The organism is Microbacterium marinum (genome assembly GCF_014204835.1).
GTDB lineage: Bacteria > Actinomycetota > Actinomycetes > Actinomycetales > Microbacteriaceae > Microbacterium > Microbacterium marinum.
The window spans coordinates 2610132-2625202 of sequence record NZ_JACHMD010000001.1; the positions used below are offsets into that span (position 1 = coordinate 2610132).

Consider the following 15071-nt stretch of genomic DNA (forward strand, 5'->3'; position numbering starts at 1 on the left):
AGTGCGGGACGACGCCATCGGGCATTGGCGTGCACGTCGCGCACCGTGAACTGACGGCACCCAGCGCACCCGGTTGAGGTCGCACTTGACTGACGCGCTAGATACGTGTCATATCTAAGTACGTGAGTGAAGTCGCGGGGCACTGGCCGCCGGCCTGGATCCGAGCAGCGATAGGGACGGGCGTGCTCGCCGTGCTCGCGGAGGAGCCGCGGCACGGCTATGCGATCGCCCTCGCGTTGGAATCGAGAGGGCTCGGCAGACCGCGCGGCGGGTCGCTCTATCCGACACTCGCCGGGCTCGAGGCAGACGGAGCAATCGTGGCGATATGGGAATCGGGGGAATCCGGCCCAGGGCGTCGGACCTACTCGCTCACTCCCGCAGGCCTTGAACGACTCTCCGACGAGCGTGCGAAGTGGATGGAACTCACGCTCGCACTGGGCGACTCAGAAGGAACGAACGGCGATGCCTGAGCAGAATCTTGACGCCCTCGCGAGCGCCTTCCGAGACGTCCGCGGCGCTGACGAGGACGCATTGTGGTTGGCGGAAGCGTCTGCCTTCCTCACGATGCGGGGCCTCGACCATGACTCGGTGATCCGCAGGACCACCCCACTGTTGAGCTCGCTCAGAGCATCCGGGCTGTCCGCCTTGGACACGTTCGGCCCTGCGCACGCGTGGGCCGCGAACATTGCACCGGAAGAACCCGACCGCACAGCCCGGAAAGTCCGGCCAGACCCTGTCGGCCTGATCCTCCGATGGCTCGCGTACGCCTCGGGGATCGCCGCGGCGTTTCTCGCCGTCGGCATCCTGTCGACCTCAACGCATGCCGATCCTCTGACTCCCTTCTTGATCGGGTCCGCGTCCTCGTCGCTGATCGTGTGCTTCCAGCTGATGAGCTCGAGCGCCGGACGACCCCGCGCGCTCGTCGTCACACTGCTGCTCGGAGTGGCGATCTGCGCCGTGATCACCTGGGGAATCCTCCGGGCAGAGCCGAGCGCCTGGCTTCCACAGGCGCAGTGGCCCTTGCTCGCCACGGCCGCGTCGATCGCGCTCGCGTCCGGGATCACCCTTGCCCTGCGACGCCACCACTCAACGCAGCCCGTTTCGCACGACGATGAGGCGTGGGCGCGCGAGGCGACACGGGCGTTGCACGACCGCGGGGATGTAGCGCCCCATGACGTACGCCGCGTGATTCGAGAAGCACGCGAATACTCCTCCGACTCCGGGACTCCGCTCCACGACGAGTTCGGATCTCCCGATGCTTTCGCGGCGTCGCTGCCCGCGCCCGCGCGGACATCAGCGAGTGTCCACGTCCTCCTCGTCATCACGGCTGCGGCGAGCCTGTCGCTCTCCTTTCGCGTGACCTCGTCGGGTGAGTGGGATCTGATCTCCTGCGCACTGATCGCACTGATCGCGGCGTCGGTCGCCACGGTAGCCGTCAGGTCGTGGCGGAGCCGACGGAGGAGCTGACCTCTCGATCCCGAAGCGCGAGTCGGCCGCCAGCGACCGGCGTGGGTGCTCCCGATCGGCTCCGTGCCATGCTGTGCACATGCCCGATCACCTCCGGAGACACGGCGCCTGGCTGTGGCTCGGCGTCGCCGCGGTCGTCGCCGTCGCAATCGTGTGGGCCCCTGTGGTGACTGTCGTCAGCTACGGCGACGCTCCGAGCGGATCGGTCACGCTGACGGAGATGCGCTCCGCAATCGGGCTGCCCACGTCCCTTGCCCTGTGGCTCGCGGTCACTGCGGTCGCCGTCGCCGCGACCGTGGTGGCCGCGTGGATGGCGAGCCTCCCTCGGACTAGGCGGTCGCTTCGGCGTAGGGCCAGGTGATCGTGAGGCGCAGACCCTCCGGCGACTGCGGAGACGTGTGCCACACCTCGCGCGGCGGCCCGGTCGGGGTGCGCCCGGCATCCGTGATCCACGCGTGCACCTCGTCGTAGAGGGCGAGGATGCCGGGGAAGTCGCTCTCCGCTCCCTCGGCCAGCCGCGTCGCCACCGAGCCTCCCCCGAGCCGGTAGCTGCGGACGTCGCCGGCCGAGTCGACCAGCCCGTCGATGGGCAGGACGATCTCGAGCGGACCATCGGAATCGTCCGTCACGGGCGCGTGGAAGATGCCAAAGGGGTCCCCCGCAATGGCGACCCCACCTTCGGCCGCGACCTTTCGAAGGGCGGAGGCCTCCTCCTGGATGACCCGATCGAGGTCGTGCGGCGCCACCCGGCGCATCACACTGACGACGGCGCGATCCGGTTCGAAGCGGGACTGGACGGTGGTCATGACGGTCTCCTGACGCAGATGCAGACGTGCGCGCTCGAGCACGGCGTGCCGAGCCTCGTGACGCCGATCCCCCGCCGCGACTGCTCGATCGAGCAGGTCAACGGCCCTCTCCGGATCGGCATCCGCAGCGGCGACGATCTCGGCGATCTGGTCGAGGGAGAGATCTGCAGACCTCAGCAGCCCAATCAGCCACCCGGTCTGCACCTGCTCGACCCCGTAGTACCGGTACCCGTTGTCGGGATCCACCCGCCGCGGCGTCAGCAGACCGCGCTCCGCGTAGATGCGCAGCGCCTTCGCCGTCAGCAGGGTCGACGCGGTGAACCTTCCCGCGGTCATCAGGTCGTCGTGTGTCGGTGTCACTCCGTCAGCATCGACCCTGCCCCTGGGGCGAGGTCAAGCGAGGCGCTCGACATTCGCCCCGCTCAGGTCACTGCGCGTCTTCATCCTCTTCGGGCTCGAAGGTCGACGCCGTGCCGGTGTGACCAGCGCCGACGCCGTCGGGGTCGCTCGGGATCGTGCCGTCGCCGCCGAGCCCGCCCGGCTTCTCCGTGGCATCCCCATCTGCCGCCGACGTCTCGACGTCGGGACCTTCCAGCGAAGCGTCTTCGTTGAAGGGAATCGTCTCGTCGCTCATGTCTGCATCCTCTCGTCGTGTCCGGCCATCGACCGGACCGTGCGGCGAGCGTACGGCGGCACGGGGTCGTGGCCACGGCGGTTGACATCTCGAGGCGGAAAGCCGCGAGAAGGTCGTCGAGCTGATCGGCCGGGCACGATCGGCGATGCTGACGACGATGACGGATGCCGGAGACCACGTCAGCCGACCGATGGCTGTGCAGGAGGTCGAGTTCGACGGAGACCTGTGGTTCTTCGCGTACGAGACCTCGGACAAGGTGCGTCAGATCCGCACGCACCCACACGTGAACGTGTCGCTCTCCAACGACAGGAAGAGCGAATGGACATCGATCGCCGGCGTCGCCGAAGTCGTACACGACCGCGCGAAGGCCGAGGAGCTGTGGGCGAAGCCGCTCGAGGCCTGGTTCCCCGACGGCCTCGAGACCCCCGGCCTCACCCTCATCAAGGTGCACGCGTCGACCGCCGAGTACTGGGACGCCCCGAGCAGCTCCGTGAAGCAGCTGCTCGGCATGGCGCGGGCCATCACTCGCGACGACCCCGATGAGTTCCCGGCCGACAACAAGACGGTCGATCTCTGACGATCACCGTCAGGCGGGCGCTGAGCACGTCGGTCAGAAGGCATACCGTATGCGGCACTGCGGCAGGAACCGGGCGACGAGCTCCGTGAACAGCTCGACCTGCGCGCCCTTGAACCCGGAGCGGTAGCGAACGTTGACCGCGCCGTTCTGCGAGACCTTCGGCTCCTGAATCTGCGGCGTCCACAGCAGCTCTTCCGCCTTCGGATGCCAGCCGAGGTTCACCTCGTGCAGCTGCTCGTTGTGCGTCAGGAAGATCACCTCGGCCGCCAGCTGCTGCTTGGTCTGCGGCGACAGGACGTCGGCGAGGTGGGTGAGGAGCTCGGTCCAGTCCTCCACCCAGGTGGGGGTCAGGATCACGGGCGAGAAGTTCAGGTGCACCTCGTATCCCGCCTCCACGAAGTCATCGATCGCGGCGATGCGCTCCGCCATCGGAGAGGTCCGGATGTCGGTGATCTTCGCGGTGGATGCCGGCATGAGCGAGAACCGGATGCGCGTTCGTCCGAGCGGGTCCCACTCGAGCAGGTCGCGGTTCACGTATTTCGTCGCGAAGGATGCCTTCGCGGTCGGCGTCATGCGGAAGAGGTCGCAGATGTCTCGGACGTTCTCGCTGATGAGTGCGTCGACGGAGCAGTCACTGTTCTCCCCGATGTCGTACACCCACGCCTCGGGGTCGCACTGGTTCGGCTCGGTCTTCGGGCCCTGCTTGTGCACGTGCCGCGCGAGGTGGGCGGCGATCTTGTCGACGTTCGTGAAGACGGTGACGGGGTTGCTGTACCCCTTGCGCCTCGGCACGTAGCAATAGGCGCAGGCCATGGCGCATCCGTTGGAGAGTGACGGCGCGATGAAGTCCGCCGATCGCCCATTGAGGCGAGTCGCGATGCTCTTCTTCTCCCCGAGGATCAGCGCCTCCGTCTTGATGCGCACCCATCGCGCCACGTTGCGCTCATCGCCATGCACTTCGGGGATCTGCCAGTGCGACGCGACCGGCACCACCTCAGCCGCCGGCCACCGCGCGATGATCTCTTGGCCGCGAGGCGACTGCGCCGCCGCCGGCTCCGCATAGATGCGGGTGATGTCGAGAAGCGGGGGCGATGGACGCACCATTCCTGTCTGCTCCGGGGTTCCGACATAGGGGCCGAACGCGCAGAGAGGCGCCCGTAGCTCGAATGAGTGTTTTCTCATCTGATCGGGTCTTCAGGAGGCGGGAAAGCGGGTCGGAATGTCGGAGGCCCTCACCAGAATGAGGGTATGACCAGCACGGCGGAGACTCCCGGATCGGACGCATTCCTCGCGTCTCTCGCGGGGTTGGTGCACTCCGTCGAGGGCTCGGAGCGTCGTGTCGCCGCGGCACAGATCGAGCAGCTGCGCCTCCTCGCTGCGGCGGGCCGTCTCGCGGAGACGCAGTCGGCCGGGTCGCCGGGTCGAGTGCGGGAGCACGACATGATCCTCCGATCGATCGCGGCGGAGCTCGGCGGGGTCATTCGGGTCGCCGACCGGACCGTGCAACGCCGGATCAGCGAGGCGCGGGTGATCGTGGAGGACTTCCCGGGCGCGCTGGCCGCGTGGGAAACCGGGGCGATCACGCGAGGCCACGTGCTGGTGATCGTCGAGACTGGGTCGGTCGTTCCGCCGGAGATGCGAGCCGAGTTCGAAGCCGCGGCGATCGCCCGGTGCGAGCGGGACACTCCCAACCGGGTCCGGGCAGAGCTCGAGATCCTCGCACAACGGATGCACCCGCGGTCCTTCACCGAACGGCACGCCGAAGCTGCCGCGGGACGGTGTGTGCGAGTCGTGCCAGGGCGGGACGGGATGTCCGATCTCGTGGCGACGCTCCCCACGGCGATCGTCGAAGGCGTCCACGACCGGCTGACACAGATGGCGCGGGCGATCATCGACACCCGTGGTGAGCGGGCGGACGGTGCGTCGCACGGGAGGGCAGTACGCATCGACGGTGACGACCAGCGCGACGTCGTCGCGACCGACGCCCGCTCCACCGACCAGGTCCGCGCGGACGTGTTCGCCGACCTCCTCCTCGCGGGCACGCCCGCCCTCGACGACACGCGCGACACCACCGCAGGGCCGCTCGGCGCGATCCGCGCCCGCGTCCAGGTCGTCATCCCCGCCCTGGCCTTGGCGGGTGCCGACGAAGCGTGCGACCTCGTCGGCCGCTCGCCCATCGACCCGACCACCGCGCGGCTCCTGGCCGGGTCGACGCCCACGTGGGAACGACTCGTCACCGACCCGATCACCGGGACCGTGCTCGCCGTGGACTCCTATCGGGTCCCGTCGGCGATGCGCCGATACCTCCAAGCCCGAGACCAGCACTGCCGATTCCCCGGATGTCGGCAGGCGGCGATCCGCTGCGAAGTCGACCACACGCTCGACGCGGCGCTCGGCGGCGCGACGAAGACATCGAACCTCGCCCATCTCTGCCAACGACACCACTCGATGAAGCAGTTCACCGCCTGGAGGGTCCGACAACTCAAGGGTGGCGTCCTCGAATGGACCTCACCCCTCGGCAGGACCTACCGCGAAGACGCACCCACCCCGGCCGTCACCTTCACCCCTGCCGCACCCACGCACAACACCGCGCACGACGCCGGCCGAGCTCCGTTCTGAGGTCGACGAAGCCTGATAGAGTGTCGATCCGCACAGCGAGCCCTGTGCCCGCGGTATCCCGTGCGGAGCAGTACGCGCCACAGCCGGTACTCCCGCGCACTTGCGACGCGCCTCACCCGTCACCGAGCGCGTCGGCCTTCGCGCGCAGCGCACCCCGCAGCGCCAGAGAAAGTACCATCTCAGCCGGCGACGGCAGGGGCGGTCGGTGCGACGACCGCCGTCACGATCGCCTCGATCGCGAACTCCGACGCCCGCCCCAGGTCGACGGCGGTCGGGTCGAGCAGCCACTGCACCTGCAGTCCGTCCATCACCGCGAGGATGCTCGCCGCGGCATCCGCCACGACGGCACGATCGGTCACGCCCCGCTCGATGCACACCGCCTCGAACGCCGCCGTCACCTCCGCGCGCAGGTTGCGGTACCGCTCCTGGAAGTACGCGTGCCCCGGGTGACCGTCGGTGACGGACTCCGCGGACAGCACCGTGAACGCCTGCACGATCCCCGCCCGTCGCGCATTGGCGAAAGCCGTGCGGACCAGGTGCCGGAACAACTCGATGCCGCCCGGGATGTGCTGCCCTTCGAGGTCGGCGACGTCGGTGTGATCGCGGTGCTCGAGCACCTCCATCAGGAGCGCGTCCTTCGATCCGAAGTGATGCAGGATGCCGGCGTGCGTCATCCCGACCTGATCGGCGATGTCCTGCAGCGTGCCGCCGCTGTAGCCCTTGGCACCGAAGATGTCGACGGCCGCGTCGATGATCTCGCGCCGACGGACGAGTGTCTCGGGGCGCGAGCGCGGCTGGCGCTTCACATCGACCATGGCCGCCTCCTCTTCGAATGCCGGATCAGAGTTTACGCACGCCGTCGACACGGCGAACAGATCTCGGAGTTGTGAACTTACTTACTTGATTGTAAGTTCTCAACTGCAATCACACTCAGCGCCGAGTGCCACTCCCCTTCGGAGTCTCCGCGGCGCCGGGAACCACTCACGAAGGAGAAGCAATGAGGCTTAAGACCTCCCTCGCCGCAGCAGGTCTCACTGCGGCACTGATCCTCACCGGCTGCGCCGCGGGCGGATCGAACACGGGCGACCAGGGCGGCAACGCCTCCGGCGCCGCGCTCACGATCGCCAAGCCCGACGGCGCGATCACGACCGAGTCCAACAACCCGTACCTCGGCGACTCGTCCGGCTCCAAGTACGGCTACGGCAAGGTCATCTTCGAGTCCCTCGCCCTCGTCAACCCGACCGGCGACCTCGGCACCACGCCCTGGCTGGCCGAAGAGGTGACCTGGAACGAGGACTACACGCAGCTCACCGCCAAGGCCCGCGCCGGCGTGACCTGGAGCGACGGCGAGGACTTCACCGCCGACGACATCGCCTTCTCGTTCAACCAGGTGCTCGACGGCAAGCTCAACGACACCAACGCCCTCGACCTGAAGAGCGTCTCGGTCGACGGCGACACCGTCACCATCGACTTCAACAGCTCGAAGTTCACCCAGCAGGCCCGCGTTCTGCACTTCCAGATCGTTCCCGAGCACATCTGGGCCGACATCGCCGACCCGAACACCGACCCCCTCACCGGCGAGGGTCAGGCCGTCGGCACCGGACCCTACGTCCTCGACAACTGGTCGACCGAGTCGGTCACCCTGACCGCCAACCCCGACTACTGGGGTGGCGAGCTCGCCGTCCCGAAGCTCAACTACGTCTCCTACGGCGACAACGCCGCGCTCACCACGGCGCTCGTCTCCGGCGAGGCCGACTGGGCGCAGGCGTTCATCCCGCAGATCGAGTCGAGCTACCTGTCGGCCGACGAGAAGAACCAGTTCCTCGTCTCTCCGACCGCCGGTGCCGGCACGCTCTTCATGAACCTGCAGACCAAGCCGTTCAACGACCCGGCCCTCCGTCAGGCGCTCGCCTGGACGATCGACCGCCAGGCCTACGTCGACATCGCCCGTGAAGGCGCGAGCGAGCCGATCTGGAACGTCACCGGTCTCGGCAGCGTCCTCGAGGGCGAGATCATCGACGAGTACCAGGGCGTCGACTACTCCGTCGACGTCGACAAGGCCAAGGGCGTCCTGGAGGACGCGGGCTACACCTGGGAGAACGACAAGCTGATCGACCCCGACGGCGAAGCCGTCTCCTTCTCCATCTCGGTGCCCGCCGGCTGGAGCGACTGGAACACCGAGCAGGCGCTGCTGGCCGAAGAGCTCGACGAGGCTCTCGGCATCGAGGTCAAGGTCGACCAGCCCGACTGGGGCGGCTGGGATGCCGCACGCCAGGAGGGCACGTTCCAGGCGATCATCCACTGGCTCGAGGACACCGGCAACGCGTACGGTCTGTACACCTCGACCATGGACCCGAAGTGGATCGTCGACGGCAAGGCCGCGTTCAACTTCGGTCGGTTCGACGACCCGAAGGTCACCGAGGCGCTGAACACCTACGCCAACGCGGCATCCGAGGACGACCGCGCCGCCGCCGGCGAGGTCCTGCAGAAGACGTTCGCCGAGCAGGTGCCGGCCATTCCGCTGGGTGCGCACCCGCTGCTGGGTGAGTTCAACACCCGCAACTACGTGGGCTGGCCGTCCGAGGACGACCCGTACGCGTCGGCCGACCCGACGCAGCCCGGAATCGTGAAGATCCTCACGGAGCTCACGCCCGCCGAGTAAGTCCCCCCGGTGGGGCGGATGCCGCGCGGCATCCGCCCCACCCCCCTTCCCGTCCCCAGAACTCGGAAGCCCCACGACCATGCGCGACTCCCTGCTGTCCGTGCACGACTTCTCGGTCGTGTACGACGTCGACCCACCCGTCGAGGCCGTCAAGAACGTGAGCCTCGAACTCCGCCGCGGCGAGATCCTCGGCCTGGCCGGAGAGAGCGGCTGCGGCAAGACGACCCTCGCCTACGGCGTGCAGCGCCTGCTCAAGGCGCCCGCCGTCATCTCCAGCGGATCGGTCGTCTTCCGTGACGTGTCCGGTGAGGACATCGACGTGAACGCGTTGGATGCCGAGCAGATGCGCCGGTTCCGCTGGGACAAGATCTCGATGGTGTTCCAGGGCGCGATGAATGCGCTCAACCCGGTCGCGACGATCGGCTCGCAGCTCGAGGATGTCTTCGAGATCCACCGCCCCGAGATGACGAAGGCGCAGCGCCGCGACGCGGTCATCGAGCTTCTCGAGATCGTCAAGGTCGGCGCCGCGCGCGTCCGCTCCTTCCCGCACGAACTCTCCGGCGGCATGCGTCAGCGCGTGATGATCGCGATGGCGCTCGCCCTGCGCCCCCAGCTCATGGTGATGGACGAGCCGACCACCGCCCTCGACGTGCTGGTCCAGCGCGAGATCCTGAAGCAGATCTCGCAGCTGCGTCACGAGTTCGGCTTCTCCGTCATCTTCATCACCCATGACCTCCCCCTCCTGCTGGAGATCAGCGACCGCATCGCGATCATGCGCGAGGGCGAGATCATCGAGCTCGACACCGCCGAGCGCATCTGGACCGACCCCCAGCACGACTACACGAAGACCCTGCTGTCCTCGTTCCCCCGTCTCACCGGCGAGAGAGGAGTCGTCGCGCGATGACCACGCTCGAATTCGACGGCGTCACGAAGATCTACAACGTCCGCGGCGCCGGCCAGATCAAAGCCCTCGACGACGTCACCTTCACCCTCACCTCCGGGCAGACGATCGGCCTCGTCGGCCAGTCCGGCAGCGGCAAGTCGACGATCGCCAAGATCCTCACGCAGCTCGAGACCCCCACCAGCGGCGAGGTCCGCCTCGACGGCACCCCCATCCCGCGCCGCGGCAAGGGGCTCCGCGCCTACCGACAGCAATTGCGCATGGTCTTCCAAGACCCGTTCGCCTCGCTGAACCCGTACCACTCCATCCGGCACCACATCGAGCGGCCCCTCCGCCTCGACCACGTCGTCCCCGCCGCGGAGGTCGAGGACGAGGTGCACCGTCTGCTCGAGCGGGTGCGTCTGCAGCCCGCCGCCGTGATCGACCGGCGACCGCATGAGCTCTCCGGAGGACAGCGTCAGCGTGTGGCGATCGCCCGCGCCCTGGCATCCCGCCCCCGCCTGCTCGTCGCCGACGAGCCCGTGTCGATGCTCGACGTCTCCATCCGCATGGGCGTGCTGAACCTGCTCGCCGACCTGCAGCGGGAGGAAGGCCTCGGTGTGCTCTACATCACCCACGACCTCGCGACCGCCCGGCACTTCAGCGACGAGATCATCGTCCTCAACCAGGGCCGTGTCGTCGAGACCGGCACGGCGGACGACGTGATCCTGCGCCCCCAGAACCCGTACACGCAAGAACTGCGTGCCGCGTCCCCTGACCCCGAGCGACACTTCGCCTCGGCACCCGGCATCCCCGGAGGTGCACTGTGACCGCCGTCGAACCCCAGCTGCCCGTGGACGACGCCCCCGGCGACGCCGTCAGCGCCGGCACCACCGCCACGACTGCGAAGGCCGGGCGCTCTCGCGTGCCGTGGCGCTTCCTCGGCGGTCGCGCCGCGTTCTACCTGTTCACGCTGTGGGCCGCGATCACGATCAACTTCTTCCTCCCCCGGTTCATGAAGGGCGATGCGGTCGATCAGTACCTCGCCCGCAACCGCAACGTGAGCCCCGAAGCCGCCGAAGCACTCCGCGCCCTGCTCGGTATCGACACCGACAAGAGCATGTGGCAGCAGTACCTCGACTACTGGGCGCTGCTGCTCCGCGGCGACCTCGGCGTCTCGCTCCTGCACGGCCTGCGCCCGGTCTCCGAGGTCATCAGCCAGGCACTGCCCTGGACCGTGGGCCTCGTCGGGTTCGCGACGATCATCTCGTTCCTCATCGGCACGATCGGCGGTGCGATCGTCGGCTGGCGCCGCGGCAGCCGGGCAGACGTCCTCATTCCGATCACCACCTTCCTCAGCACCATCCCCTACTTCTGGCTCGGCCTGCTCGCCATCGCGGTCTTCTCGGTCAACCTGAAGTGGTTCCCGATCGGCAAGGCCTACGGCGTCGGGATGTCGCCCGAATTCACCCCCGAGTTCATCGGCCAGGTGATCCACCACGGCACCCTGCCGGCGGTGACGATCATCATCGCCTCCCTCGGCGGCTGGATGCTCGGCATGCGTAACATGATGCTCACCGTCCTCGACGAGGACTACATCACCGTCGCCCAGGCCAAGGGCATGCCGAACTCCCGCGTGCTGTGGCGCTACGCCGCGCGCAACGCGGTCCTCCCCCAGATCCAGAGCTTCGCCCTGTCGATCGGCTTCATCGTCGGCGGCACGATCGTCATGGAGATGGTCTTCAGCTACCCCGGCGTCGGCAAACTGCTGCTGGATGCCACCAACGCGAAGGACTACGCGCTCATGCAGGGCGTCTTCCTCGTCATCACCCTCTCGGTGCTGATCGCGAACGTCCTCGCCGACGTCGCCTACGCGTTCCTCGACCCGCGCACCCGCCAGACGGAGGCCTGACATGTCCGCGACCATGACCCTGCGCACGGCCGGCCCCGCCGAGCCCGTCCGCACATCCTTCTGGGCGAAGCTCGGCTCCGCGTTCGCGATGTTCCGCAACGCGAAGTCGATCACGGGGCTCGCGATCCTCGGCTTCTTCGTCCTCGTGGCGATCTTCGCCGACGTGCTCGCCCCGTTCTCGCCCACCAAGGTCGACAACACCGCGCGATTCCAGGCCCCCTCGGCCGAGCACTGGCTCGGCACGACCCACATCGGCGAGGACGTCCTCAGCCAGGTCATCCACGGGACCCGCGGCGTGATCGTCGTCGGCTTCCTCGCCGCGCTCATCGCCACCGTGATCGCGATCGTCGTCGGCGTGGTCTCGGGGTACCTGCGCGGCTGGCGCAGCGAGAGCCTGTCGGCGCTCACCAACGTGTTCCTCGTCATCCCCGGGCTGCCGCTGATCATCATCGTGGCGTCCATGGTCGAAGACGCACCCCTCGTGCTCATCGCCGCCGTGCTCGGCATCACTGGCTGGGCGTGGGGCGCGCGCGTGCTCCGCGCGCAGACGATGTCGCTGCGCAACCGCGACTTCATCCAGGCCGCGCGCGCCAACGGCGAGCCGCTCAGCCGCATCATCGCCGTCGAGATGCTGCCGAACCTCATGGCGCTCATCGCGGCGAGCTTCGTCGGCACCGTCACCGCTGCGATCCTCGGGCTCACGACGCTCTCCTACATCGGCGTCATCCCCGTCGACACCTACAACTGGGGCACCATCCTCAACTGGGCGAGCGCGCAGGGCGCGTTCCGGCAGAACCAGTGGTGGTGGTACCTGCCCCCGGGGCTCTGCATCGCCGCGATCGGTGTCGCCCTGTCACTCATCAACTTCGGGATCGACGAATACGTCAACCCGCGTCTGCGCTCCGCCGGTGAACGTGCCCGCGCCATGAAGAAGAAGGGCCTCGACGTCAACGACGCCGTCACCGCCGTCCGTCCCACACCCTCCAAGGACTCCGCCGTATGACCTCCGTCGACGTGTCGACCGCCCCCTACCTCGATCCCGCCCTCCCCGTCGACGACCGCGTCGCCGACCTCCTCGGACGCATGACGCTGCCAGAGAAGGTCGGGCAGATGATGCAGTTCGATGCCCGAGAAGACCTCGAGGGCATCGTCCTGGGCCACCACGCCGGCTCGATCCTCCACACCTCCCCCGCGAAGGTGCTGCGGGCCGCCGAGCTCACCGCGCAGACCCGCCTCGGCATCCCCTTGCTCGTCGCCGACGACTGCATCCACGGGCACTCCTTCTGGGAGGGCGCGACCATCTTCCCGACCCAGCTCGGCATGGCCGCCTCATGGGACACCGCGCTCGCCGAGCGCGTCGCCCGCGCGACCGCCGCGGAAGTCGCCGCCACCGGCATCCACTGGACCTTTTCGCCCGTCCTCTGCATCGCGCGCGACCTCCGCTGGGGACGCATCAACGAGACGTTCGGCGAAGACCCGTTCCTCATCGGCGAGCTCGCCTCGGCGATGGTGCGCGGCTACCAGGGCGACGGGCTCGACGACCCCGACGCGATCCTCGCGACCGCGAAGCACTTCGCCGGGTACTCCGAGACGCAGGGCGGCCGCGACGCCAGCGAAGCCGACATCTCGCGGCGGAAGCTCCGCTCGTGGTTCCTGCCGCCATTCGAACGCGTCGCCCGCGAGGGGTGCCGCACCTTCATGCTCGGCTACCAGACCACCGACGGCGTGCCGATCACGGTGAACGACTGGCTGCTCAGCGACGTGCTGCGCGGCGAGTGGGGCTACACCGGCACCCTCATCACCGACTGGGACAACGTCGGGCGCATGGTCTGGGAGCAGAAGGTGCAGCCCGACTACGCGCACGCGGCCGCCGCCGCCGTCAAGGCCGGCAACGACATGATCATGACGACGCCCGGGTTCTTCCAGGGCGCGCTCGACGCCGTGGCATCCGGTCTGCTCGACGAAGGCGACATCGACCAGGCGGTCTCGCGCGTGCTGTCGCTGAAGTTCCGCTTCGGCCTGTTCGAGAACCCGCGACTGCCCGACACCACGCGGATCGCCGAGGTCATCGCCTCGCGCGCGCACACCGAGCTGAACCTCGAGGCCGCGCGCCGCTCGCTCGTCCTGCTCCGCAACGACGGCACCCTCCCGCTCGCACCGGCGACGCAGCGCGTCGCCGTCGTCGGCCCCCTCGCCGACGACGCGCAGACCCAGCTCGGCGACTGGGCCGGGTCCTCCGGCCAGGTCGACTGGATGCCGGACGGACACCCCCGCGCGCAGATCACCACCGTGCTCGACGGATTGCGGTCACAGTTCGACGGCACTGTGACGTACGAGCGCGGCGCGGACATCCTCGAGCTGACCGACGACCCCGCCGGGGTCTTCCCCGACGGGCAGCCGCGCCCGCCGATCGTCGTGCCGCGGGAGCCGGATGCCGCGCAGATCGCCGCCGCCGTGGCATCCGCAGAGCAGGCTGACGTCGTCGTCGCCGTCGTCGGCGACCGCATCGAGCTCGTCGGCGAGGGGCGGTCGACCGCGACCCTCGAGCTCGTCGGCGGCCAGCGCGCGCTGCTCGATGCCCTCGCCGCGACCGGCACGCCGCTCGTCGTCGTGCTGCTCGCCTCGAAGCCGCTCGTGCTGCCGGAGTCGGTGCAGGGCGCCCCCCTCGTGTGGGTCGCGAACCCCGGCATGCAGGGCGGGCGCGCGATCGCCGAGCTGCTGCTCGGGCGGATCGAGCCGACCGGTCGGTTGCCGATCTCGTTCGCCCGCCACGCCGGCCAGCAGCCGACGTACTACAACCAAATCCGCGGCCAGCATGGCGACCGCTACGCCGACCTCACCCAGGAACCCGCCTTCGCCTTCGGCGACGGCCTGTCGTACTCCACCGTCGAGTACACGGATGCCACGATCCTCACGCCTGCGGTCGGTGTCGCCGAGACGGTGCGGGCACGCGTGACCCTGCGCAACACCGGCGACCGGCCGGCGCACGAGGTCGTGCAGGCCTATGTGCGCGATCGAGTGACCTCGGTGAGCTGGGCAGACAAGGAGCTCAAGGCCTACCGGCACGTCGACCTCGCACCCGGGGAGTCGACCACGGTCGAGGTCGCGATCGACGCCGCCGACTGCACGATCGTGGATGCTGCCGGCAACCGCATCGTTGAGCCCGGCGCGTTCGAACTGCTCATCGGCCCGTCCTCGCGCGACGCCGCACTGCACGCAGTCGGCTTCGAGATCCGCTGAGACCAACGACGGGGACGGGCACCCCTGCGCCCGTCCCCGTCGTGCTTCGTGCCCGCTCGAGGCGTGAGTCAGATCCCGCCACCGCCGATGCGGGTCCACGCTGTGGAGCCCTCGGCGCGACGCGAAGCCTGCCTCGGGTCAGTCGATGCTGGGCCGCCAGCGCGCTGCGTGTCGTCCCGGCGACTCGACGACACGGGCCCGAGCACGCGATCGAAGAACGCGGAGATCCTGCGGACGATCCGAGGCCTGGTCATGACCGCAGGCTAACCGGCCG

Annotated in this window: 14 protein-coding genes and 1 pseudogene; 11 read left to right on the top strand and 4 right to left on the bottom strand. The window is 68.7% G+C overall.

The genetic code is table 11. The features are described from left to right. The first annotated feature begins 182 nt into the window (after positions 1-182). The 3 genes from BKA24_RS12895 to BKA24_RS12905 all read left to right on the top strand — a co-directional run bounded on the left by BKA24_RS12895 (position 183) and on the right by BKA24_RS12905 (position 1828). Positions 183-470: a PadR family transcriptional regulator gene (locus BKA24_RS12895; RefSeq protein WP_343066123.1), complete on the top strand. Its 288-nt coding sequence runs from the start codon at positions 183-185 to the stop codon at positions 468-470. Continuing rightward, positions 463-1467: a hypothetical protein gene (locus BKA24_RS12900; RefSeq protein WP_184218895.1), complete on the top strand. Its 1005-nt coding sequence runs from the start codon at positions 463-465 to the stop codon at positions 1465-1467. Before BKA24_RS12895 ends, BKA24_RS12900 begins: the two co-directional genes overlap by 8 nt. A gap of 79 nt (positions 1468-1546) precedes the next feature. Then, entirely contained in the window at positions 1547-1828 is a 282-nt protein-coding gene (locus tag BKA24_RS12905; protein WP_184218898.1) for a hypothetical protein, read from the top strand. Here the strand turns inward: BKA24_RS12905 and BKA24_RS12910 are convergent. Further along, complete coding sequence (locus BKA24_RS12910) at positions 1797-2633, bottom strand: MerR family transcriptional regulator (RefSeq protein ID WP_343066124.1); 837 nt, start codon at positions 2631-2633, stop codon at positions 1797-1799. The two genes, BKA24_RS12905 and BKA24_RS12910, sit on opposite strands and share 32 nt — an antisense overlap. Before the next feature lie 67 nt (positions 2634-2700). Next, entirely contained in the window at positions 2701-2907 is a 207-nt protein-coding gene (locus BKA24_RS12915) for a hypothetical protein (RefSeq protein WP_184220939.1), read from the bottom strand. A gap of 112 nt (positions 2908-3019) precedes the next feature. Here BKA24_RS12915 and BKA24_RS12920 point away from each other — a divergent pair. Next, a pseudogene (locus tag BKA24_RS12920) lies at positions 3020-3484 on the top strand (pyridoxamine 5'-phosphate oxidase family protein); the annotation flags it as partial. A gap of 33 nt (positions 3485-3517) precedes the next feature. Here the strand turns inward: BKA24_RS12920 and BKA24_RS12925 are convergent. After that, positions 3518-4588, bottom strand: coding sequence for a spore photoproduct lyase family protein (locus BKA24_RS12925; RefSeq protein ID WP_184218901.1), 1071 nt, complete (start codon positions 4586-4588; stop codon positions 3518-3520). Between the two features lie 144 nt (positions 4589-4732). Between BKA24_RS12925 and BKA24_RS12930 the strand changes: the two genes are divergently transcribed. Beyond that, positions 4733-6103, top strand: coding sequence for an HNH endonuclease (locus BKA24_RS12930; protein WP_184218904.1), 1371 nt, complete (start codon positions 4733-4735; stop codon positions 6101-6103). 179 nt (positions 6104-6282) lie between these two features. Here the strand turns inward: BKA24_RS12930 and BKA24_RS12935 are convergent, their stop codons facing one another. Next, the gene (locus tag BKA24_RS12935) at positions 6283-6918 is read right to left on the bottom strand and encodes a TetR/AcrR family transcriptional regulator (RefSeq protein ID WP_184218907.1); all 636 of its coding nucleotides are present in this window, start codon (positions 6916-6918) and stop codon (positions 6283-6285) included. A gap of 182 nt (positions 6919-7100) precedes the next feature. Here BKA24_RS12935 and BKA24_RS12940 point away from each other — a divergent pair, with 182 nt between their 5' ends. The 6 genes from BKA24_RS12940 (at position 7101) to BKA24_RS12965 (ending at position 14797) form a co-directional block, all read left to right on the top strand. Further along, positions 7101-8765 (top strand): ABC transporter substrate-binding protein, encoded by a 1665-nt coding sequence (locus tag BKA24_RS12940; RefSeq protein ID WP_184218910.1) that lies wholly within the window; start codon positions 7101-7103, stop codon positions 8763-8765. Positions 8766-8844: 79 nt separating this feature from the next. Continuing rightward, positions 8845-9669, top strand: a complete 825-nt coding sequence (locus tag BKA24_RS12945; RefSeq protein ID WP_184218913.1) for an ABC transporter ATP-binding protein — start codon at positions 8845-8847, stop codon at positions 9667-9669. Further along, positions 9666-10475: an ABC transporter ATP-binding protein gene (locus tag BKA24_RS12950; RefSeq protein ID WP_184218916.1), complete on the top strand. Its 810-nt coding sequence runs from the start codon at positions 9666-9668 to the stop codon at positions 10473-10475. Before BKA24_RS12945 ends, BKA24_RS12950 begins: the two co-directional genes overlap by 4 nt. Continuing rightward, entirely contained in the window at positions 10472-11557 is a 1086-nt protein-coding gene (locus BKA24_RS12955; RefSeq protein WP_184218919.1) for an ABC transporter permease subunit, read from the top strand. Before BKA24_RS12950 ends, BKA24_RS12955 begins: the two co-directional genes overlap by 4 nt. 1 nt (position 11558) lies before the next feature. Continuing rightward, complete coding sequence (locus BKA24_RS12960) at positions 11559-12560, top strand: ABC transporter permease (protein ID WP_184218922.1); 1002 nt, start codon at positions 11559-11561, stop codon at positions 12558-12560. Beyond that, positions 12557-14797 (top strand): exo-beta-d-1,3/1,6-glucosidase, encoded by a 2241-nt coding sequence (locus BKA24_RS12965; protein ID WP_184218925.1) that lies wholly within the window; start codon positions 12557-12559, stop codon positions 14795-14797. Before BKA24_RS12960 ends, BKA24_RS12965 begins: the two co-directional genes overlap by 4 nt. The last annotated feature ends 274 nt before the right edge of the window (positions 14798-15071 follow it).

What these genes read in the sequence shown, in the direction of transcription:
- BKA24_RS12945 (WP_184218913.1), top strand. Translation starts at nt 8,845, where the DNA reads ATGCGCGACTCCCTGCTGTCCGTGCACGACTTCTCGGTCGTGTACGAC.
- BKA24_RS12965 (WP_184218925.1), top strand. Translation starts at nt 12,557, where the DNA reads ATGACCTCCGTCGACGTGTCGACCGCCCCCTACCTCGATCCCGCCCTC.
- BKA24_RS12960 (WP_184218922.1), top strand. Translation starts at nt 11,559, where the DNA reads ATGTCCGCGACCATGACCCTGCGCACGGCCGGCCCCGCCGAGCCCGTC.
- BKA24_RS12915 (WP_184220939.1), bottom strand. Translation starts at nt 2,907, where the DNA reads ATGAGCGACGAGACGATTCCCTTCAACGAAGACGCTTCGCTGGAAGGT.
- BKA24_RS12925 (WP_184218901.1), bottom strand. Translation starts at nt 4,588, where the DNA reads ATGGTGCGTCCATCGCCCCCGCTTCTCGACATCACCCGCATCTATGCG.
- BKA24_RS12935 (WP_184218907.1), bottom strand. Translation starts at nt 6,918, where the DNA reads ATGGTCGATGTGAAGCGCCAGCCGCGCTCGCGCCCCGAGACACTCGTC.
- BKA24_RS12905 (WP_184218898.1), top strand. Translation starts at nt 1,547, where the DNA reads ATGCCCGATCACCTCCGGAGACACGGCGCCTGGCTGTGGCTCGGCGTC.
- BKA24_RS12900 (WP_184218895.1), top strand. Translation starts at nt 463, where the DNA reads ATGCCTGAGCAGAATCTTGACGCCCTCGCGAGCGCCTTCCGAGACGTC.
- BKA24_RS12930 (WP_184218904.1), top strand. Translation starts at nt 4,733, where the DNA reads ATGACCAGCACGGCGGAGACTCCCGGATCGGACGCATTCCTCGCGTCT.
- BKA24_RS12940 (WP_184218910.1), top strand. Translation starts at nt 7,101, where the DNA reads ATGAGGCTTAAGACCTCCCTCGCCGCAGCAGGTCTCACTGCGGCACTG.
- BKA24_RS12950 (WP_184218916.1), top strand. Translation starts at nt 9,666, where the DNA reads ATGACCACGCTCGAATTCGACGGCGTCACGAAGATCTACAACGTCCGC.